The sequence below is a fragment of the Bisgaardia hudsonensis genome (genome assembly GCF_004345785.1).
Lineage (GTDB): Bacteria > Pseudomonadota > Gammaproteobacteria > Enterobacterales > Pasteurellaceae > Bisgaardia > Bisgaardia hudsonensis.
The window spans coordinates 472,824-493,275 of the sequence record NZ_SLXI01000001.1 but is presented as its reverse complement, the minus strand read 5'-3'; the positions used below and the strand labels follow the sequence as shown (position 1 = coordinate 493,275).

The following is a 20,452-nucleotide window of genomic DNA, read 5'->3' as shown; positions in this document are numbered from 1 at the left end:
GCGGAGAAACATCCTTGCCCAGCACGGGAAAAACGTTCCCCGCCAGGGTAAATTGATATACAGTTTAGGTGGCATTCCTGTGAAATCACAGTGTTTCCTTTCAGAATGCTGGAAGACATTTTGGCATTGAACTCCTTTACCACTCAGGGTAACCGTCGCTTCTCAAGAGTTCTTACGACTTTTAAGTGCTGTTACCAGCTGCTTAATGAGTTCAATCTACTAAATTTTTTTCGATAAGAAAACCTATAATTAAATTGTCATTTCCGAGATTTATAAAAGGAGAAACCCCTTAACAAGAACACTCTTGATAAGGGGTTATATAGAATGAATAAAATCATATAAAGGTAGACCAATATAAATTACGTTAGAAAATAACGTTACCTTCGTTACGTACTTTTATTTTCTTTGCAAATTACCCGATTACTTAGTGGTCTTTAATCGGCAAATCTTTGGCATCGCTAGGACACAAAAGGCACCCTTTATTCACCTGTGGGTGCAGGAAAAGAGTAAGTAGCAAGCCATTGCAACGTCATAACTATACTTATTCTTAAAATATATTTAAGACGTTACAATGGCGAGACTGATTAGGTAGGATAGTATAAGAGATCTATCCAATATTTAGGTGGCATTCCTGTAAAATCACAGAGTTCCCTTTCAGAATGCAAGGAGACATTTTGGCTAGTTTTGTGAATTGATAACCGACAACTCACAAGCGGCTCTTTATAACGGTTAATGATACCATTATTCCTCTTATCCTCAATAAAAAAATGAAAAAACAATTTCTGTTTTATATTTTCTAGCTATTTTATTACTTAATTAAACTACGTAGATTAGCGATTTGCTGTGTAACATTTGCTGAGGAAGATTTCTTTGCTTTTGAAACTGATTTTTTATCCGCTTCTTTATGTTGGCATTCAGGGTATCCAGAGCATCCCCAGAAAGTACCCTTAGTATGTTGAATTTTTCGCATTGGCTTACCACAAAGAGGGCATTTTCGGATCTCAATTTTACCTAAATTTATGCCTTGTTTAAGACAATTGTTCATCAACATGCGAATAAAGTTCTCTTGCTTCTTCATAAAATCGGCAAGTGTCATTGAACCTTCCGCAATTTGATTAAGAGCTTGCTCCCAGAGAGCAGTCAACCCAGGATTCTTCAATAAATCAGGTAAACTATCAATCAATACATTTGCCTGTTCAGTCGCTAAAATTTTTTTTCCTTTCTTTTTCAGAAAATTTTTATCAATAAGCCCTTGAATTAATCCAGCACGAGTTGCTTCTGTACCTAATCCTTCAGTCTCTCGTAAACGTTGTTTAAGTCTTTCATCGGTTACAAATCTTGCGGCATTTTTCATTGCACTTAATAGAGTGCCTTCTGTATAATGTGCCGGTGGTGTAGTTTTTAATGCTTTCACTTCGCTTAATATAATTTGACAATTTTGATTTTTGCTTAATGATGGAATACCTTGATTATCATCAGCTTCTGACTCCTTCATATTACCAAACAAAGCTTTCCAGCCATTAGCAATGATCAAATTCCCTCTAGCCTGTAATATATGTCTCCCACATTGTAATTGAACGAGCGTTTTATCCACTTCAAAGTACGGTAGAAATTGAGCTAAATAACGACGACAGATCAAATCATAGATTTTTAATTCATCATCATTCATAACACTTAGATCCACATTTCCCATTGTAGGAATAATTCCATGGTGGGCTGTAATTTTTTTATCATTCCATGCACGAGATTTCTGTATTACGTTTAGGTTAGGTAAAATTTTTTGCCAGTTAGAATTAACTTTTATGATAGTTGATAAGACTTTCGGTGCATCTTTAAACTGAGATTCAGGTAAATAACCACAATCAGTTCTTGGATAAGTCGTCGCTTTATGCTTTTCATATAATGCTTGGGCAATATCTAAAACTTGTTGTGCCCCCATACCAAATAAGCGGTTACATTCTGACTGTAAATCGCTTAATGCAAACAACAAAGGTGGCACATTTTTTTCACGTTTCGTTTCAACAGTTTTAACGATTGCTGTGCCAATATTCTGAATATCCCGATTTACCTGCTGAATATATGGTTCATTCAAGCAAAGCTCATCTGCATCTAAATAATTTTCTGGCACAACATATTTTGCTAAAAAAGTCTGATTCTGTTGTGTTTGTAATTGAGTTATTAAAACAAAATGTGATTTAGGAATAAAATTTGCAATTTCACGATCTCTATTTACGACCATTGCAAGCGTAGGGCTTTGTACACGCCCTACGCTTAATGGAGAACCTTGATAACCTTGTTGCTGCGCCAATAACGTGAATAAGCGCGAAAAATTCATACCTATGAGCCAGTCGGAACGACTACGCCCAATCCCTGCATAATATAATGATTCGGTTTCTTTACCTGATTTTAATGCAGATAATGCTTTACGAATACTCTCATCATCTAATGCTGATAACCACAAACGAAAAATCTGTCCTTTAAACCCTGCAATATCAAGTAACTCTCGAGCTATCATTTCACCTTCGCGATCAGCATCAGTAGATATAATTACTGAGTTTGCTTTTTTAATTAATGACATCACAACATTGTACTGTTTCTTGGTTTCTTTCTTGGGAGACAATTTCCACTGACTAGGAATAATCGGTAATGTTTCAAATGACCAACGTTTAAATGCTGGATCATATTCTTCTGGCTGAAATTGTTCTACTAAATGTCCTATACCCCAAGTGACACAAATTTGTTTATCTGCGGTAAATAAACAACCATTAGCACGTGTACCTGCACCAAGCACTTTAGCAATGTCATTGCCTTGAGATGGTTTTTCACAAAGAAAGAGTTTCATATTATCTCCAATATATGAATGACTATTAGGGTATTACAAACAAGGAAAGGATTCTTCTCAAGAAGTTAATCTCTTAAAAAAAAGACAAGTTTTACAAAAATTCCCAGCCTTATAGCTGGGAAAATTATCTAGGAGGTTTTATATCAATGAAATTACTAATTCTTAATGACTTTTTTTAATTTAGATTCAGCTTGTTTGACCCAGCGTTCACTTCCTGAAGCCTCCCAGCTTATACTAACAGACTTACTACTTGCTTTTTCAAGAATAACTTCAAGATAGTTGTCTCCTAATGAAACACCACGAGAATCTTCATCATGACCAAAAAAGCCTGACACATGATAAAGCGTACCTGGTACAGTATGATAAACTTTGCCTGCTCGATCACCCGTTTCAACTGGTCTAAATCCAAACTTACGCCTTATGTTGACGAATAAATGATCAATGTTTTGACGAGAAGTAAAGCTATCATTCTTACGATGAATAGTTACACCATTATGGTTTACCTTCGTATTACTAGAACCTGAGCCATAAACACCCGAATTAATTTGTCCAGCAATTTCGCCTACTTTATCATTAATAGCTCTGAGTTCTGCACAACCTGTGATAAGTGCTACAGAAGCAAGAAAAAGAGAGGATTTTAAATAACGCATTCCATTCTCCTACAAGTAAATTTTTGCAAAGATGCAGTTAAAATCTACCTAAAATTTAGGTAGGAATTTAGTGTCCACTTATTTAATTACGCTGGACCAACGTAAAGCTAGTATAGAACTCAAAACGGAATATCATCTCCAACAAAATCTGTACTATCATGTTGTGTTTTTGTAGTTTGTGTTGGAGCTTGGTTAGAGGTGTTTGCTCTAGAATAATTATTAGACGGTTGATAATCTCCCATAGAACGCTCAGAACGGCTATCCAGCATTTGTAAAACATCTCCTTGAATTTCGGTAGTATAGCGATCTTGACCATTTTGATCTTGCCATTTACGGGTTCTTAAACGACCTTCCACATACACTTTTGAACCTTTGCGTAAATATTCACCTACAATTTCCGCCTGACGACGATAAAATACGATTCTGTGCCATTCCGTTACTTCTCGTCGTTCATTTGTATTTTTATCTATCCAACTTTCGCTTGTTGCAACACTAATATTGGCAACAGCTTCACCATTTTGCATTGTACGAATTTCAGGATCATTACCTAAATTTCCAAGAATAATAACTTTATTTACTCCAGCCATTTTTTACTCCTTAAACGAACTAAGTCGGGTTTATTAAACTTGATTTAGTTCGAGAAAAAATCATTTAATTAAAATTCCATTAGAATGAATTTTTAAATAACACACCAACTATTCTTCCGCGTATTTATTTAAGCACTTTATGAAATATCAAAAGCAAAGGCTTTTTCTTCGTTAAGGTAAGGGGCTTGCCCCCTTACCTTTAAAAGGCCTTTTAATGCAGGCATTACAAACATTATTTTTCAGGCTTTACATACTCATAATATTTCAGGAATTACATCACTGAGCTTTCTCAACCTTTTCAATTTTCGATGCACATTCCAACAACTGTCGCAAAATATAGTTGAAGATAGAAACCTGCATATTTACCAAAATACGATCTTTTTCTACTGCGACAAGCTGATCACGTAGTTGCTCTGACATATTCTTATCAGTGAGTAACGGCTGCCAAACAGTTTCCCCCGTTCCTGTATGATTCATACTGCGCCAGCGTAAAAATGCCCCCCCTGATGATGACGATTTATCTTTAATCATAAAAATTGGTAAATTTTGTAATTCACTGGTTCTTACGCGCTGAATCATATTTAATTGGTAATCCATAAAAGCAGCTCTTGCCTGATGTACTTGCTCAAATAAAATTTTATAATCTGTTTCAGTGTCTAAATGACTAAATAACTGCTTCAGCACATTATTTATATCTGCATTTTTTGCCAATTCTCGATACATATCTTCAGAAATTAATCTCATAGCACACCTACTTTTCTGTATTAGTTGTAACTTGGCTTTCAACTGTTTGTTCATTGTCATCTCCTGATATCGAGCTATGACGAATAAACGGTGCATAATCAGCACGTCTTTCACCTGTCAACACATAATCTGGCACCTCGTATCCCATTCTCTTAACGGTTGCTTTGTAACGTGCATTTTTTTCTTGTGCATCTTTACGAGTAATACCTGAATGTTTGTAGTTTTCAACTACACCAAAACATTTACGCAATAATACGGCACCAGCTTCCAACCATTCTTGAGCATCTGCACGAGTAAGTAATGCAATATGAGCAGCAGTCATAGTAACTCGAGCCAAGTTATCAAAATCACCTAAAAGATATAGCAACTGATACCCTAATTGGGAATTTACGTAAATAGGATAGGAGATTGGTGATATATTTGTACAGCGTTCAAACTCAATACTTTCAGGTAATCTATCTGCATAAATACCAACCAATTTATTCACGAGTTGTTGCATTTCTTGTCGATAAGTCAGCACCTTCTCTTCAAAACGTAATAAATAGTCGTCTGCATAAGGATCATCTTGTGATGCATCTTGCTGAATTTGACCAATCAATTTTAAGGCATTTGGCATACTTAAAATGGAAGATTGTGTAATTTTACCATTCTCATCTTTTATTGAATTTCTGCCAATCCATAATTTATGGGCATACTGAGTATGTAAGGTAAATTTGATCTCACTACGTAATGGACCAAGTTGTGATTCTGGTGTAGTAGTCATTGTGGATACTCCTATAAATTATTATTGTTTAAATTTCACCCACTGTCCAGCCCCTGGACAGCGACTATTTTTTAACCATTAAATTATTACGAAGAACAAAGTTGCATTCGTAGTTCTTTCATTTGACTCACTAATTTCTCTCTTTCAACAGAAGAGATTGATTTTGGTTGTTCAGTTACTACTGGTTTACTTACTACCGTAATTGGTTTTACAGTCTTTGGTTTATTTAACTTTGTTTGCCCTAGCTCAAAATAATAAGGTTTAAAAGTGCCTTGATGTGCTTTTTGTATCAAAGTATACAAATATCCACTAGGCTTTTTCACATCTTGTTTTTGGATAATACGCTGTTGAGCTTCAAGCAAAATAGCTTGACACAGTCCTAAATCTAATCCATTCATTGCTTTTGCAGCCATATTTTTTTCATGAACTGAAAGCGATATTTCTTCTGGCCAAGTTAATTCATTTACATTCCCAGTACAGTACTTATTTATATATAAAGTACTAGTACTGTACTGCTCCCCTGACTTCCTTTTTTCAAGTGACTTTGAAATCAATGAGTTAGAACCGTTTTCATATCTAACTTCCATTTTGGAAGTTAGGTTTTTATCTGATTTTTCCCTAACTTCCACCTTTAAATCCCTGACTTCCGTTTTGGAAGTTAGGATATTTTGCTGAATATCTTGTAATTCTTTTTGGCGTAAATAAGGTTCTTTCGATGACAATGTAATACGCTGCATGTAGTCACGATAACGGAGCTGCATGCTTTCAAGATGTGATACATAATGCCACTGTGTTTTATCTACAAGTAAATGTTCAATAATATGGTTAGCAACACCATTCACTATGCCATCATGATGGTTCGCACATTTTTCTAAAAATGTTAAATACTCATCATTAAGCTGAAGAGCATCTAAGATAGGAATAGGTTCATCATGCAATAGATAAACATTCCCCATAACATGACCTTTCTCATTTCTTACTGTTTCGCATAATGTGAGCCAGCGTGTTAAACGTAAAAGATAAAGAGTTTGTGTAATGGCTTTTTCAGATAAGCGACTTTCTGTATAAGTCTTATCCGATAATAATTTTCCTAATACGTCATAAGATGGAAAAAGCCCACTTTGGAATTCTCTAGCGTTACATTTAATTAGTTGCCAAGCAAATTTCGCTCTTGGTGTTAAATAAGGATCATGTAATAAACGTGTTGGTACGGTCTCGTGTTGATTACCAAAAAAGAGTAATCCATGTTCATTACGTTTATCTAATTGAGCTATCTTCATTTTTATTCTCCAAACAACATAAGGAGTTTTTTTCTTGCGCTAATATGTTGTAGTGATATAATTACGACAGATAATTTCCATGAGTCGTAGTGGAAATCTCCAACCCCAAAGACAACAGGTCAGGTTTTCTTTGGGGTTTATTTTTTAGTAATTTTGCCATTCGCAAACTAACTTCCAAACAACAGTTAAGTTCATATTGCTTTCTTCCGCAATTAAACTTAATAGCTCTAATCCTTCTAATGAATCAAGGTTTTCTATGGTTGATTGGTGTTTTTTCCATAAATGCCAAATCAGTTCTTGTTCCTCATCTGTCGCGGCCGCTTTTCTTCCCATTTTTTCTTCTTTGCCAAGTAATTGACGACGAGCAGAAACGGCTGATGTAGATAATCCAAAATATTGATTTAACATTTCAATAGAAGCTCCAAGTAAAAGTGCACGATCAATAACCTGTTGCTCTTCCGCATTTTCTTGTGCTACTGCAAGCAATTTCCAGAATGCATCATGGTTAATCTCTACCTTGGCAAATTGCACTGTTGAATGACTGATATAAAACAGTTCGTCTAACGTTAATTGATTGATTACCTTTAATTCATCTTCTGAAAAGCCTAAATTTAAACAAGAGCGAACATTACCTTCTCGTAGATTAAGTAATACATTTGCTAATAAGGCTTCGTTTATGGTTGTTTGCTTAATCATGACTGAGCTCCTTGGCGTAAATGACGAACAACTCGAATAAGGCGGAAAATCTTAACTAACGTAATGTCATCAATTCCTGCTCCAGACTGTTGAATGCCAAATAAAAAACGACTATCTAGATCACAATGTGTCGATTGTGAAAAATCATGTGTTTGTAACATTGAAAGCAACTGATGGATGAAAGATGCATAATCCGAAAGTGCACCATTATGTGATTTCATTCGGTAACTATAATTTACAGGCGTTTTAATCACATGCTCAACTAACTCATCAATATTGGCTGTTTCAGCAATGTCTAAGGCTAAGGAATAAGCTTCGGAACGATAATTACGTGCAGGATAAAGCTGCCAAATATCTTCAACAGGTTGACGACCGCAACAAGCAAAGGATAAACCATTTTCTACTGCTCGCTTTTCTCGTTGCTCTTGAATACTCATTCCAGGAGTTAAGCCAAAGTCTTGTGAAATCTGTGCTAATAGCTCTGAGTTAGAATTTTCATCCTTTTCAACACTAGAATCATTGGTTCTATCAACGGAATTTATTACTTCTAATGCCACATTCTCTGCTACTTCTTCATTAGAATTTATAGAGGTAGCAGGAACTTCTATTAAATCATTTTTAAAGGATGTATTTTTCTCAATATGTTTAGTAGTATCAGTCGTAGCAGATTTTGCTTTTATTTGCTCAAGGCTATTTTCAACATGATTTTCAATTTCATGTTGTTTTGCTGCAATTTTTTTGAATTTTCTCTCATCAAGATCAATTTCTAAGTAGAGTGATTCAAAGGTTGTTTTACCTTCCAGTAAACTAGCCATTTGAGTAATTAACTTATCTTGGAAGTCACGAGCTTGGAACGGTGAATTCTCATTACAGCTTGCAAGTGAACTTGCCCAAATGTCTTCAAAAGGTGTATCAACTTCAAGATGGTAATGATGCCACACTTCGTCAGCATTATTATGAATCGCAAGTAACTTATCTATTTGTGTATGTCCTAATCCTTTAAATAACACATCAGGAATATAAGGGTATAGATAAGTAACGCAATTTTCCATTTTGGCAATTAAAGTCTTAGAAATGATATAGCCATCTTTTTCTAATTCCGTAGATAACTCACGTGCCGAAAGTGATTTTCCTAATTTTTTCTCGTAGTATTCTTTTGCCTGTAAAATGCCAAGAGCTTTTTCAATAAAAGACAAGTCTGATCGTGTGTCATTTTCAATTAAGTGCCCAATCAGAATATTCAATTCAGCTTCAACACTATCTGCAGAATCACCTTTCCATGGTTTATATTCGCAACTGATTGACCAAAAGCGCGGATCCTTAGTTTCAGTAAACAACTCTTTCAGAGCCTGAATTCGAGTATTACCACCGTCAGCAATAATATAAAAATCTTCTCCTGGGCGACGTGTGATATTCGGCTTATGATCTAGACCACGAAGGCGAATAGACTTTTTAATCATTTCAAAATTAGGGTTAGGGGTCTTACGAGGGTTATGCTCATAAGGACGTAATTTATCTAGTGTTACCGTAATATATTTCACATCAGAGCTATAATGGCTTGGTGTCACGGTTTGATATGAAGGAGATGCGTTTGCAATCGGGCTTACATTCAAATTTCGAGCAATAGCTGCAGCTCTTTTTTCATTTTTTGTCATTCTCTTATTCTCCCTAGTATCGTGTTACTGCTAAATTTTCAAAAACTGAGTATTCACCTATAAATCGAGTAAATACAGTCTTTAGCGGACCATTGCGTTGTTTTCCGATAATAATTTCTGCAGTACCTGGATGTTCAGTCTGTTCGTTATATACTTCATCTCGATAAATAAATAAAATGAGATCGGCATCTTGCTCTAAAGAACCAGATTCTCGTAAATCAGCATTCATTGGTCGTTTATTTGCACGTTGTTCAAGAGCACGATTAAGCTGTGAAAGTGCATAAATAGGACATCCCACTTCTTTAGCAAGATTTTTTAATGCTCGGGATATTGCACTAATTTCTAAATGACGATTTTCATAACGACGCACTCCTTGCATCAACTGCAGGTAATCAATAAAAATTGCAGCTGGCTTGCCATATTTACGAATGTTATAACGAACTTTTGAGCGTAATTTTTGTGGAGTAAGTCCCCCTTCATCATCGATTAGTAAACGGTTTTTCCATTCATTTAAGATATGTCCCATAGCAAGAGATATTTTTGCCCATTCATCTCTACCTAACTGATCCGCTTTACGAATTGCTTGCAAGCTAACTCGAGCTCTCATTGCAAGAAAACGTTGCACAATTTGTTCAGCAGGCATTTCCATGCTATAAAACTGGATAGGTAAATTTTGGAATTTTTCTAAGGTATGGTAAGCAATAGTCTGACAAAAAGCAGTTTTCCCCATAGAAGGTCTAGCACCAATTACGATAAAATCGCCAGCCTGACCACCAGTAGTCACTTCATCTAATTCTTGAATACCTGTTGGAGTACCTGTAACAGGATCAGCATTTTGAGCTGAGGCTTCCATCCGCAATATAACTTTTTCTAAAGTTTCATTCAGATCAGCAACACCTTCTGTTTGCTGTGACAAGGTCAAATCAGTAAATTGTTTTTCTACATTCTCAAGTAGCTCATCTAGCTTTTCTGATGATTTTGTAGTCTGTGTTTCAGATATAATATGCTGACCCAGTCTTAAAAGTTTACGGTGCTTACTATATAAAATGACAATATCAACATAAGCCTTAAAGTTTGCTATTGTTGTAATTTGAACCAACTCTGCAACATAGGCAAAGCCGCCAAGTTGCTCTAAAATACCTTGTTCGGTAAAATATTGATCTAAAGTTAATATATCTACAGGTTTACCATTACTTAATAAGGTATAAATCCCCTTAAAAATGACCCGATGTGCATGTAAGTAAAAGTCATCTGGACTAACCACATCGGCAATCTCATCAAAAAGTGTGTTATTAATGATGAGTCCACCAAGAACAGCTGTCTCCGCATCTATAGAATAAAGTTCAATTGATTTTTCCTTAGCCATATCTACTCCTTATCCACAAAATGGTTATGAGCAAATTGAGGCATTAATAATGAACAAAGCTGCTGAATAGTTTTATATTCAGATCGGCTTTGTTGATAAACGGGAACTGAAAAAGTCGCAGCTTCCCGATAAGCAACTTTATCAGGCACAGTAAAATCAAGTAATGTTTTCGATTCATCAAATTCTGTTTTAAATAATATATGTAATTGTTCTGAAACAAATTTCACATCATTAGTATGATCAACACAATTGATGACAGCTTTTAATGGAGGAAGTGTAAATCCAAAATCAGCAAATGTTTGAAGATCGTGATACATACCAATAGTGCCTCGAATAAATTCTTTAGCAGATAGAATATGTGGAAGAATTGGGCAAAAAAGCACATCCGCAGCTAAAACCGACATATCAACGCTAATATCGCGCGTACCACGAGTATCAACAATAATCAAATCGTAACCTTCTATTTTGCTTAGTAATAAGCTAAAACGAAGAGCACCATCAGGGGAATCCCGCAACATTGGGCTAATTTTATTTGAAGGGTCATTTGACTGAATTAAGTCAAGATTTTGGATTTTGGTTTTTGAAATAATATGAGATGGTTCTACATCTCTAAAATGCAGAAATTCATAAGTACCACCAGGAGCCTGATAATCCAAAGGATAATAAGAGCTTAGTGTTGGTTGAATATCCGTATCAATAAGGAGAGTTTTAAGACCGTGCTCAGCACAGAATGCACCGATATTTGCCGCATTTGTGCTTTTTGCTGAACCACCTTTAGTTGATGCAACAGTAATAACAAAGGGCTTATTTGAAGCGTTTTGTAATAGATTCATAATTTACTCACTTAACAAAAAAATTAACGTTAAGGAGTATTGGCTTTTAAGGGGAAGTATTTTGATAATGGTGCCTGAGGTCGGACTCGAACCGACATGGTTATTCACCGGCGGATTTTGAATCCGCTACGTCTACCAATTTCGTCACTCAGGCTAGGAGTGAATTTTCTAGATTTTACTGTTCTACGCAAAGGATTTTGAATCCGCTGCGTCTACCAATTTCGCCACACTGGCAATATAAGGTGTGTGTGCGTATTATACGGTTATCATTACACCTTGCAAGAAGTTATTGTCATTTATAATTTATTTGTTTTAAATTTCATCAAAATAAATAAAAAACAACCGCACTTTAATATTATTCTCAAAAAATTAGCATACTTAATATAAGCTACAAATAGCTTATTTATAAGTGATTAGTTTAATCACGTTTTCTATTTAAAATCCACCAAGTTAAAGTCAGGAAAACTAAACTCGGAATTAATGCACCTAAGACAGCAGGAATATCATAAAGAACACTCATTCGTCCAAAGATTTCATTAACTACATAAAATAAGAAACCCACACAAATTCCCGTTACAATTCTCGCTCCTGCAGTAATACTACGCAATGGACCAAATATAAAGGAAAGTGCGAGTAACATCATTACCCCAACTGAAATAGGTTGAAATAACTTTTGCCAAAAAGTCAGTTCAAAACGTTTAGAATCTTGTCCTGTCTCTTTCATAAAATGAATATAATTGGATAACCCTGTAATTGAAAGTGAGGTTGGGCGAATTGAAGCAATTCCTAACTTATCTGGGGTTAAAGTAGTTTTCCAGTCTTCTTTAATGTAATTAGTTGTATTAATTTTATCAGCACCAATTTCAGAACGATTAACTTGTTTTAATACCCATTTTTGATTTTCAAATACCGCTTGATTAGCATGAGTAACTTGTTTAAGCTGACGTTGTTGATCGAAAGTATAAATATAAATATCGTTTAGTTTTACATCTTCTGTGATTCTTCTGATATAAACAAAATTATTACCATCTTTCGCCCATACACCATTTTTTACAGATAACATAGAGCCACCAGAAATAGCTTTATAACGCATATCCCGTGCAAACTGTTCTGTCTGAGGAATGCCCCACTCGCCCATTATCATAGTTACAACAACCAATGGCAATGCTGTTTTCATGACGGCTAAGCCTATTCTAAAGCGTGAAAATCCTGAAGATTGCATAACAATTAATTCACTACGGCTAGCAAGATTGCCTAAGGCAATCAATGCCCCTAAAAGTGCCGCCATTGGAAAAAAGGTTTCAATATCTTTTGGTATGGTTAGCAAGGTAAAAATCATTGCTTGCACAATATCATAACTACCTTTACCAATTACTCTAAATTGTTCAACAAATTTGATAATTGCAGAAAGACCAACTAAAGTGAATAATGTCACTACAATTGTACTTAAAATATTTTTACCTATATAACGTTCTAGGGTATTAAGTAACATAACTTTATCCTTCTACTACTTTCTATTAAATGAATGGCGTAATTTATACATAAATGCACTATTCCAACTATTCAATATAATACCCAATATCAAAAATCCAATATTAACTAAAGGCATCATAAAACTTGCATCCAGTTTATTTGAGCCACCCGCTGATTTTAATGAACTTTGCAGTAAGAAATAGATTAAATAAATTAAAAGTGCTGGTAAAACTTTAGCAAAACGTCCTTGTCTAGGATTGACACGGCTAAGTGATACAGCAATTAATGCCATCAATGGTACCGCTAGAATTAAGGTAATTCTCCAATGTAATTCTGCTTTTGCTGGTAAAGAATTCATTTTCATTAGCTGAGAAAAGGTTAATGCTTCTGAATCATCTTCTATAACATCAACAGTTTTATAACCTAAATATGCTTGGTACTCATCAAAATGCGTAATTCTAAAATCGGGTAACATTGCTGTCCCTTCAATTCTTTCACTATTCGTTAGGGAAAGAATTTGGTCACCATTCGGCAATGATTTTAACTCTCCTTGCTCTGCGATAATCACTGAGGGTTTTATATTTTTCTTATTCTTCGTTTGAAAAACATAAACCCCATTCATTGTGTTATTTTTTATTTTATCAATAAATAGAACAACATTGCCTTTCTCTAAACTTACAAATTGACCTTCAGCCAAAACACCCATAGAGGGATTTTCTTTTGCATCTTCCAAAATTTGTGCTTGTTTTTGTATTGACCAAGGAGAAAGATAAAGTACATTATAAGCGGCTAAACCAGCAGTAAATAGCGAAAGTATCAATGCAATTTTAATTAAAATCTGTTGTCCGATGCCACAGGCTCGCATCACCGTAATTTCACTTTCTGCATACAAACGACCTAAAGTTAATAACAATGCAATAAATAGACTCAATGGCAACATAAGTTGTGCCATTGTTGGCATTCCTAAACCAAGTAACGAAAAAACAAGATCAGCAGGTACCTTACCATTAGTAGCAGAAGCCAATACTCGAACAAATTGCTGAGAGAAGAAAAGTAAAAGCAAAACAAATAAAATTGCTATTTGGCTTTTAAAAACCTCTTTTAATAAATATCTAGTTAAAATCACATTATCGCCTATTATTCATTTTTTATATTATATTAAATAAATTATTTAAACTGGTTACAGATTAATAAAATTCACTTATCAAAAAGATTATTTTTAAATTAGATAAACTCATTTGCAAATAGTATATAATGATAACGTATTTTCAAATTGAAAACAGTAAATTCGTGAGGATAGTATGAAATATATAGCAAAAAATATCGCACTTTCAGAGTCAAAGGATAGCATTGTTGTTGCTATTTTTGAAAATGGTACTTTATCAAAAAATGCTCAAATTTTAGATGATTTAACAGATGGTGCAATAACAAAATTAGTTCAATCAAACGAAGTCAAAGGTATACAGGGGGAAATATTAACGCTACGTCATTTACCTAATTATACTGCACAACGTGTTTTTGTAGTTGGTTGCGGTAAAAAAAGTGAAATAACAGAACGTCAATATAAGATCCTAATGGCTAAATTAATTGCCGAAGTGAAAAAAACACAAACTGTTGAATTAGTAAATTACTTGACTGAAATTGAAATTAAAGATCGTGATCTATCTTGGAATATTCGCTTTGCTATTGAAATGATAGAAGAAAGCCTCTATCGTTTTGATACTTGTAAAAGTAAAAAGTCCGATGAAAGTGCGGTCTTAAATTCTGTTATTTTTGATATTGAAGAAAAACAACAATCACAAGCAGAACAAGCGATCAAACAAGCACAATCCATCGCATTAGGGGTATCCTTAGCAAAAGATGTTGCTAATTTACCACCGAATATTTGTACACCTGTGTATCTTGCTGAGCAAGCAAAAGCATTAGCTAAAAAATCACCTTTAATCAAAACAACAATCATCGGTGAAAAACAAATGGCTGAATTAGGAATGACTTCTTATTTAGCCGTTTCACAAGGAAGTTGTCATGAAGCACAAATGTCGATTATAGAATATCGTAATCATCCTAATCCAAATGCTAAACCAATTGTATTAGTAGGAAAAGGGCTAACTTTTGATGCCGGTGGTATTTCATTAAAACCAGGCGAAGGTATGGATGAAATGAAATACGATATGTGTGGTGCTGCTTCCGTTTATGGTGTAATGAATGCTATCGCTGAATTACAATTACCACTAAATATCATTGGCATCTTAGCTGGCTGTGAAAATTTACCTGATGGCAATGCTTATCGCCCTGGTGACATTATCACTACAATGAAAGGACTCACTGTTGAAGTACTAAATACTGATGCAGAAGGTCGTTTAGTATTATGTGATGCTTTAACTTACGTAGAACGCTTTGATCCAGAATTAGTTGTAGATATCGCCACCTTAACTGGTGCTTGTGTTGTTGCTTTAGGAGCTCACAACAGTGGGCTGATTAGTAGTGATGAAACTTTAGCAGAAGATTTACTTGTTGCTTCAAAAGAAACTACCGATAAAGCTTGGCGTTTACCATTAAGTGAAGAATATCAAGAACAATTAAAATCTAATTTTGCTGATTTAGCTAATATTGGTGGTCGTTGGGGTGGCGCTATTACCGCTGGCGCATTTTTGGCTAATTTTACTGATAAATATCGCTGGGCACATTTGGATATTGCTGGTACAGCTTGGAAACAAGGAGCAGAAAAAGGTGCTACTGGTCGCCCCGTTAGCTTATTAACGCAATTTTTAATTAATCAAGCAAAGTAAATTGCTAAATAAAAATGAACCCACCAAAATGGTGGGTTCTTCAACAATAGTCTTTCTAGTAAAAAGACTATATAAACATATAACCTAAATATTAAATACTGCAAAAATAGCTAGTACAGAATAAAGTACTGATAATCCATAAAAAATGATACCACCAGCAGGTATATGAATTTTAAAATCGTGCGTACCATGATGAATACGATGCATAGAGCCCCAAACTGGAAAAATAAGAATGGTCAATAAAATCAGTTTTCCAATAAAAGAACTAGCAAAAATAGCAATATTCTCAACTCCATTATGAATCAATCCAAATGGTAATAATAAACCTATTATTAAAATCAAAATAGGGAAAACTATAGCACTTACCGTAGTACCTGCACCAAACAATAACCATACTACTGGCTCATTAGAACGTTTTGGTGTTTCTTTCATTTTAAGATCTCCCGATTATAAATAAATTAGAACTAAAGCAAGAATACTCACAACAGCAGTAACTGCCCACATTGCAATAGTAATCACATTTGGATTTAGCTTTTCATTTTTTACAACGATATTAAGTACTTTAGGCGTCATAAAGAAGTACGTTACTGTATTTAACAATGATGCAGCTAAAGCAATAATATTCAACAATACAACAATTGGATTTTGTAAAAATGGAACAAAATTAGACTCCAATCCTTCAACACCTTGTGATAAACATACAACACCATAAAGCAATACTAAACTAAACCATAAACTAGGAATTGCCGTTGCTTCTCTTGCAATATAAAGTTTGTAAAAATCTAACTTTTTCCACCAATTCGGTGTTACTTCACGCACATATTTTTTGCGTTTACTTGATACTGTTGTCATTCTACACTCCTTACTTCTGTGGTTTTAGCATTGCAATAACAAAGTCTTTCGCACTTTCAACTTTGCCTTGGTTAACACCAGATGCGGGATCAACATGTTTTGGACATACTTCAGAACAATATCCAACAAAAGTACAACTCCATACACCATTTTTACCATTAATAATCTTCATACGCTCAGCTTTACCGTTATCACGGTTATCAAGGTTATAACGATGAGCAAGTGTTAATGCGGCGGGTCCAACAAATTCAGGGTTTAATCCAAATTGAGGGCAAGCGGCATAACACAAGCCACAGTTAATACACATAGAAAACTTGCGGTATTTTTCTAGTTGCCCTGGTGTTTGTTTAGTACGACTTTTCGCTAACTCTTTATTAGAATGTGGTTTGCCATCCAATTCTGGTGCTTTATTACCAATAATATAAGGCTTAATACTTTCCAAACTTTCAATAAAGTGACTTAAATCAACAACTAAATCACGTTCAATTGGGAAATTAGCCAATGGTTCAATTCGCATATGACCACTATAATCACGTAAAAATGTCTTACAAGCTAGTTTAGGTTTACCATTTACCATCATGCCACAAGAACCACAAATTGCCATACGACAAGACCAACGATAAGATAATTCTGGCTCAAGCTTATCTTTTATATAACCTAGAGCATCTAACAAAGATGTCTGACTATCATAAGGAACTTGATAACTTCTTAAATAAGGCTCACTATCAACTTCGGGATTATAACGTAATACCTCAAAATTCATCATTGGTAGATTAGTCATTTGCTTTCTCCTTAGCTTTATTAGCTGCTTCTTGAGCTTCAGCTTCTGCACCATAAACACGTTTAGCAGGTTGAGATTTTGTAATTTTCACATCACTATACTCAATTTTAGGTGCCCCATCTTCTTTATAGAAAGCTAAGGTATGTTTTAAATAGTTAACATCATCACGTTCCACATAATCTAAACGTTGATGAGCACCACGAGATTCTTTACGTTCAAGGGCAGAGTTTGCGATTGATTGAGCAACATCAAGAATATAACCTAGTTCAACGGTATATAATACATTTGTATTGAATACACTAGAGCGATCTGCAATACGAATACGTTTATAACGTTCTTTTAACTCTGCAATCTTATTAACGGTTTCTTGCATACTGTCTTCAGTACGATAGATACCACAACCTTCTTCCATAGAATTACCCATTTCGTCACGTATTTGCGACCAAGACTCTGTACCTTCTTGATTATACAAATCTTCTAAACGTTGAATAACATCTTGTGCCTGTGCATCTACAGCAGCTTGATTTGCAGGGCTAGCTTCAGCAGCTCGTTGTGCAGCATACTCACCAGCAACTCGACCAAGTACAACTAATTCAGCTAAAGAATTAGACCCCAAACGATTTGCACCATGCAGTCCTGAAGAAGCACATTCACCAACAGCAAATAAACCTTTAATTCTCGTTTCAGAATTAAAATCAACTTCAATCCCACCCATTGTATAGTGAACGACAGGGCGAACTGGGATAGGTGATTTAGCTGGGTCAACCCCTTCATATGCATTAGCTAATTCACAAATAAATGGTAAACGTTCATGTAAATATTTTTCACCTAGATGGCGTAAATCAAGATGAACAACATCAACTCCTTTAGCTGTTTTTAACGTGTTACCTTTACGCCATTCTTGCCAGAATGCTTGAGAAACTTTATCACGCGGTCCAAGTTCCATATATTTATTTTCAGGCTTACCGACAGGTGTTTCTGGTCCTAAACCATAATCTTGTAAATAACGATAACCATCTTTATTTACTAAAATACCACCTTCACCACGGCAACCTTCTGTCATTAAAATACCTGTATTAGGAAGTCCAGTCGGATGATATTGCACAAACTCCATATCTCGAAGTGGTACGCCATGACGATAAGCCATTGATAAACCATCTCCCGTAACAATACCACCATTAGTATTGAAACGGAATGCACGACACCCACCACCTGTAGCGATGACAACAGCATTAGCATTAATTTGAACCAACGTACCTTCCATCATATTCATTGCAACCATACCTCTAGCATGGCCATCATCAACAAGAATATCTAAAACAAAATGCTCATCAAAACGTTGAATTTGTGGATATTGAATAGAAGTTTGGAATAGTGTGTGTAAAAGATGAAAACCTGTTTTATCTGCGGCGAACCAAGTTCTTTCAATTTTCATTCCACCAAAACGGCGAACATTGACATCACCATCAGTCTTGCGACTCCAAGGACATCCCCAACGTTCTAATTGTGTCATTTCTACAGGGGAATGTTCCACAAAGTAATCAACAACATCTTGTTCACACAGCCAATCCCCCCCTGCAACTGTGTCATGGAAATGTTTCTCATAAGAATCTTCATCCTTAATTACCGCAGCAGCGCCACCTTCGGCAGCTACTGTATGGCTACGCATAGGATAAACTTTTGAAACTAACGCAATTTTTAAATTAGGATTAGCCTCAGCAGCTGCTATGGCAGCTCTTAATCCACCACCACCAGCTCCAACAATTGCAATATCGACATTAACAGTTTGCACGATATTCCTCCAATAATAAGATGAAAGTAAAAACGAGTTTCTTAAATATTATTAAGAAACCATGATAGGTTAGTTTATTTTGCCATTATTTTAAAAAGGATATAACCCTTTTTTACTAAATTGTTAAAAAAATATTCTATTTCGTGATCTAACTCAAAAAATAATTTTATATACGAAAATTAATAGATACTATTTAATATAAATAATTTAATTGAATAAAATTATTTATATATTCTCTTCAATATTTACAAGCTAATAATAGTTGAATAGCTGTAAGAATCATAGTATAAAACACTTTTAAAATTAAAGGATTATCAATATGACTTTATCATCACAATGGCAACCAAGTGCCTCAATAAAAAATCTATTAGCTCGATCCAAAATCATATCTGAAATTCGTCATTTTTTTACTGATAGAGGACTATTAGAAGTAGAAACACCTATTTTAAGTGAATTTGGCGTTACTGATATTCATTTATCTACGTTTAACACCACATTTAAATCTCCATCTTCTAACAATTCAAAAATACTTTGGTTATCAACAAGTCCTGAATACCATATGAAACGTTTACTCGCATCAGGAAGTGGCGCCATTTTTCAAATAACTAAAGTTTTTCGTAATGAAGAAGTAGGAAAAAAACATAATCCAGAATTTACAATGCTTGAATGGTATCGCCCTTTTTTTGATATGCATCGTTTAATTAATGAAGTTGATGATTTATTACAAAATATTTTAGATTGTGAACCTGCTGAAATATTAACCTACCAATTTGTATTCCAAGAATACGTAGGACTTGATCCACTTTCAGCTAAAACATCTGAATTAATCGAAAAAGCTAAAAAATGCAACCTAATTAATGCCGAAGAAGAAAATAGAGATACATTAATACAATTCTTATTTAGTGAATTAGTAGAACCACAAATAGGAAAAACAAAACCAGTTGCGGTTTACCATTTTCCAGCCTCACAAGCAGCACTTGCACAAATTAGCTCAGAAGACCTACGAGTAGCAGAACGTTTTGAGTTCTATTACAAAGGAATTGAATTAGCGAATGGCTTTTGTGAATTAACTGATCCAGATGAACAGCAAAAACGATTTGAACAAGATAATAAACTAAGAGAAATAATGAATTTACCTCAACAAGAAATAGATCATCGTTTTATTTCAGCACTAAAATCAGGAATGCCAAATTGTTCTGGTGTCGCATTGGGAATAGATCGTTTAATAATGATAGCATTAGGAAGTGAAACGATTGAAGAAGTTATTGCTTTTAATATTAATAATGCTTAAATGAATATTAGGCAGTATTTTTATATTTCGTAAAAACTAAAAAAAGCTCCAATAAGGA

18 protein-coding genes and 1 tRNA gene are annotated in these 20,452 nt (G+C 34.7%); 2 read left to right on the top strand and 17 right to left on the bottom strand.

Going from position 1 to position 20,452, the window contains the following annotated elements; translation table 11 throughout:
• Positions 1-808: 808 nt before the first annotated feature.
• The 13 genes from EV697_RS02260 to lptF all read right to left on the bottom strand — a co-directional run bounded on the left by EV697_RS02260 (position 809) and on the right by lptF (position 14,015).
• Positions 809-2,842 carry a DNA topoisomerase III gene (locus tag EV697_RS02260; protein WP_132022098.1) on the bottom strand — a complete coding sequence of 678 codons (2,034 nt, stop codon included), beginning with the start codon at positions 2,840-2,842 and terminating at the stop codon, positions 809-811.
• Between the two features lie 155 nt (positions 2,843-2,997).
• Complete coding sequence (locus EV697_RS02255) at positions 2,998-3,492, bottom strand: hemophilus-specific protein (protein WP_132022096.1); 495 nt, start codon at positions 3,490-3,492, stop codon at positions 2,998-3,000.
• Between the two features lie 119 nt (positions 3,493-3,611).
• Entirely contained in the window at positions 3,612-4,079 is a 468-nt protein-coding gene (gene ssb / locus EV697_RS02250) for a single-stranded DNA-binding protein (protein WP_132022094.1), read from the bottom strand.
• Positions 4,080-4,355: 276 nt separating this feature from the next.
• Positions 4,356-4,823, bottom strand: a complete 468-nt coding sequence (locus EV697_RS02245) for a DUF3158 family protein (RefSeq protein WP_132022092.1) — start codon at positions 4,821-4,823, stop codon at positions 4,356-4,358.
• 7 nt (positions 4,824-4,830) lie between these two features.
• Entirely contained in the window at positions 4,831-5,586 is a 756-nt protein-coding gene (locus tag EV697_RS02240; RefSeq protein ID WP_132022090.1) for a PFL_4669 family integrating conjugative element protein, read from the bottom strand.
• 86 nt (positions 5,587-5,672) lie between these two features.
• Positions 5,673-6,866 (bottom strand): STY4528 family pathogenicity island replication protein, encoded by a 1,194-nt coding sequence (locus tag EV697_RS02235; RefSeq protein WP_132022088.1) that lies wholly within the window; start codon positions 6,864-6,866, stop codon positions 5,673-5,675.
• Positions 6,867-7,010: 144 nt separating this feature from the next.
• Positions 7,011-7,562, bottom strand: a complete 552-nt coding sequence (locus tag EV697_RS02230; RefSeq protein ID WP_132022086.1) for a DUF2857 domain-containing protein — start codon at positions 7,560-7,562, stop codon at positions 7,011-7,013.
• Positions 7,559-9,217, bottom strand: coding sequence for a ParB family protein (locus EV697_RS02225; protein WP_132022084.1), 1,659 nt, complete (start codon positions 9,215-9,217; stop codon positions 7,559-7,561). The genes EV697_RS02230 and EV697_RS02225 overlap by 4 nt, the downstream gene beginning before the upstream one ends.
• A 13-nt stretch (positions 9,218-9,230) precedes the next feature.
• Positions 9,231-10,583 carry a replicative DNA helicase gene (gene dnaB, locus EV697_RS02220; RefSeq protein WP_132022082.1) on the bottom strand — a complete coding sequence of 451 codons (1,353 nt, stop codon included), beginning with the start codon at positions 10,581-10,583 and terminating at the stop codon, positions 9,231-9,233.
• Between the two features lie 2 nt (positions 10,584-10,585).
• Complete coding sequence (locus EV697_RS02215) at positions 10,586-11,416, bottom strand: ParA family protein (protein ID WP_132022080.1); 831 nt, start codon at positions 11,414-11,416, stop codon at positions 10,586-10,588.
• Positions 11,417-11,484: 68 nt separating this feature from the next.
• Positions 11,485-11,570, bottom strand: a tRNA-Leu gene (locus EV697_RS02210).
• A gap of 264 nt (positions 11,571-11,834) precedes the next feature.
• Entirely contained in the window at positions 11,835-12,908 is a 1,074-nt protein-coding gene (gene lptG, locus EV697_RS02205; RefSeq protein ID WP_132022078.1) for an LPS export ABC transporter permease LptG, read from the bottom strand.
• Positions 12,909-12,923: 15 nt separating this feature from the next.
• Positions 12,924-14,015 carry an LPS export ABC transporter permease LptF gene (gene lptF, locus EV697_RS02200; RefSeq protein WP_132022076.1) on the bottom strand — a complete coding sequence of 364 codons (1,092 nt, stop codon included), beginning with the start codon at positions 14,013-14,015 and terminating at the stop codon, positions 12,924-12,926.
• A gap of 175 nt (positions 14,016-14,190) precedes the next feature.
• On the opposite strand from lptF, the gene EV697_RS02195 reads away from it, so the two are divergent.
• Positions 14,191-15,678 (top strand): leucyl aminopeptidase, encoded by a 1,488-nt coding sequence (locus EV697_RS02195; RefSeq protein ID WP_132022074.1) that lies wholly within the window; start codon positions 14,191-14,193, stop codon positions 15,676-15,678.
• Between the two features lie 84 nt (positions 15,679-15,762).
• Here EV697_RS02195 and frdD read toward each other — a convergent pair whose 3' ends face one another.
• Genes frdD through frdA form a run of 4 tightly spaced genes read right to left on the bottom strand, consistent with a single transcriptional unit; the run spans position 15,763 to position 19,103 of the window.
• Positions 15,763-16,110, bottom strand: a complete 348-nt coding sequence (gene frdD / locus EV697_RS02190; RefSeq protein WP_132022072.1) for a fumarate reductase subunit FrdD — start codon at positions 16,108-16,110, stop codon at positions 15,763-15,765.
• A gap of 15 nt (positions 16,111-16,125) precedes the next feature.
• Positions 16,126-16,530 (bottom strand): fumarate reductase subunit FrdC, encoded by a 405-nt coding sequence (gene frdC, locus EV697_RS02185; RefSeq protein ID WP_132022070.1) that lies wholly within the window; start codon positions 16,528-16,530, stop codon positions 16,126-16,128.
• Positions 16,531-16,540: 10 nt separating this feature from the next.
• Positions 16,541-17,311, bottom strand: a complete 771-nt coding sequence (locus tag EV697_RS02180) for a succinate dehydrogenase/fumarate reductase iron-sulfur subunit (protein WP_132022068.1) — start codon at positions 17,309-17,311, stop codon at positions 16,541-16,543.
• The gene (frdA, locus tag EV697_RS02175; protein ID WP_132022066.1) at positions 17,304-19,103 is read right to left on the bottom strand and encodes a fumarate reductase (quinol) flavoprotein subunit; all 1,800 of its coding nucleotides are present in this window, start codon (positions 19,101-19,103) and stop codon (positions 17,304-17,306) included. Before frdA ends, EV697_RS02180 begins: the two co-directional genes overlap by 8 nt.
• 319 nt (positions 19,104-19,422) lie before the next feature.
• Between frdA and epmA the strand changes: the two genes are divergently transcribed.
• Complete coding sequence (gene epmA / locus EV697_RS02170; RefSeq protein ID WP_132022064.1) at positions 19,423-20,394, top strand: elongation factor P--(R)-beta-lysine ligase; 972 nt, start codon at positions 19,423-19,425, stop codon at positions 20,392-20,394.
• Positions 20,395-20,452 lie beyond the last annotated feature (58 nt).

Excerpts from the sequence above, each read along its gene's own strand:
- EV697_RS02260 (WP_132022098.1), bottom strand. The coding sequence starts at position 2,842 with ATGAAACTCTTTCTTTGTGAAAAACCATCTCAAGGCAATGACATTGCT.
- EV697_RS02255 (WP_132022096.1), bottom strand. The coding sequence starts at position 3,492 with ATGCGTTATTTAAAATCCTCTCTTTTTCTTGCTTCTGTAGCACTTATC.
- ssb (WP_132022094.1), bottom strand. The coding sequence starts at position 4,079 with ATGGCTGGAGTAAATAAAGTTATTATTCTTGGAAATTTAGGTAATGAT.
- EV697_RS02245 (WP_132022092.1), bottom strand. The coding sequence starts at position 4,823 with ATGAGATTAATTTCTGAAGATATGTATCGAGAATTGGCAAAAAATGCA.
- EV697_RS02240 (WP_132022090.1), bottom strand. The coding sequence starts at position 5,586 with ATGACTACTACACCAGAATCACAACTTGGTCCATTACGTAGTGAGATC.
- EV697_RS02235 (WP_132022088.1), bottom strand. The coding sequence starts at position 6,866 with ATGAAGATAGCTCAATTAGATAAACGTAATGAACATGGATTACTCTTT.
- EV697_RS02230 (WP_132022086.1), bottom strand. The coding sequence starts at position 7,562 with ATGATTAAGCAAACAACCATAAACGAAGCCTTATTAGCAAATGTATTA.
- EV697_RS02225 (WP_132022084.1), bottom strand. The coding sequence starts at position 9,217 with ATGACAAAAAATGAAAAAAGAGCTGCAGCTATTGCTCGAAATTTGAAT.
- dnaB (WP_132022082.1), bottom strand. The coding sequence starts at position 10,583 with ATGGCTAAGGAAAAATCAATTGAACTTTATTCTATAGATGCGGAGACA.
- EV697_RS02215 (WP_132022080.1), bottom strand. The coding sequence starts at position 11,416 with ATGAATCTATTACAAAACGCTTCAAATAAGCCCTTTGTTATTACTGTT.
- lptG (WP_132022078.1), bottom strand. The coding sequence starts at position 12,908 with ATGTTACTTAATACCCTAGAACGTTATATAGGTAAAAATATTTTAAGT.
- EV697_RS02195 (WP_132022074.1), top strand. The coding sequence starts at position 14,191 with ATGAAATATATAGCAAAAAATATCGCACTTTCAGAGTCAAAGGATAGC.
- frdD (WP_132022072.1), bottom strand. The coding sequence starts at position 16,110 with ATGAAAGAAACACCAAAACGTTCTAATGAGCCAGTAGTATGGTTATTG.
- frdC (WP_132022070.1), bottom strand. The coding sequence starts at position 16,530 with ATGACAACAGTATCAAGTAAACGCAAAAAATATGTGCGTGAAGTAACA.
- EV697_RS02180 (WP_132022068.1), bottom strand. The coding sequence starts at position 17,311 with ATGACTAATCTACCAATGATGAATTTTGAGGTATTACGTTATAATCCC.
- epmA (WP_132022064.1), top strand. The coding sequence starts at position 19,423 with ATGACTTTATCATCACAATGGCAACCAAGTGCCTCAATAAAAAATCTA.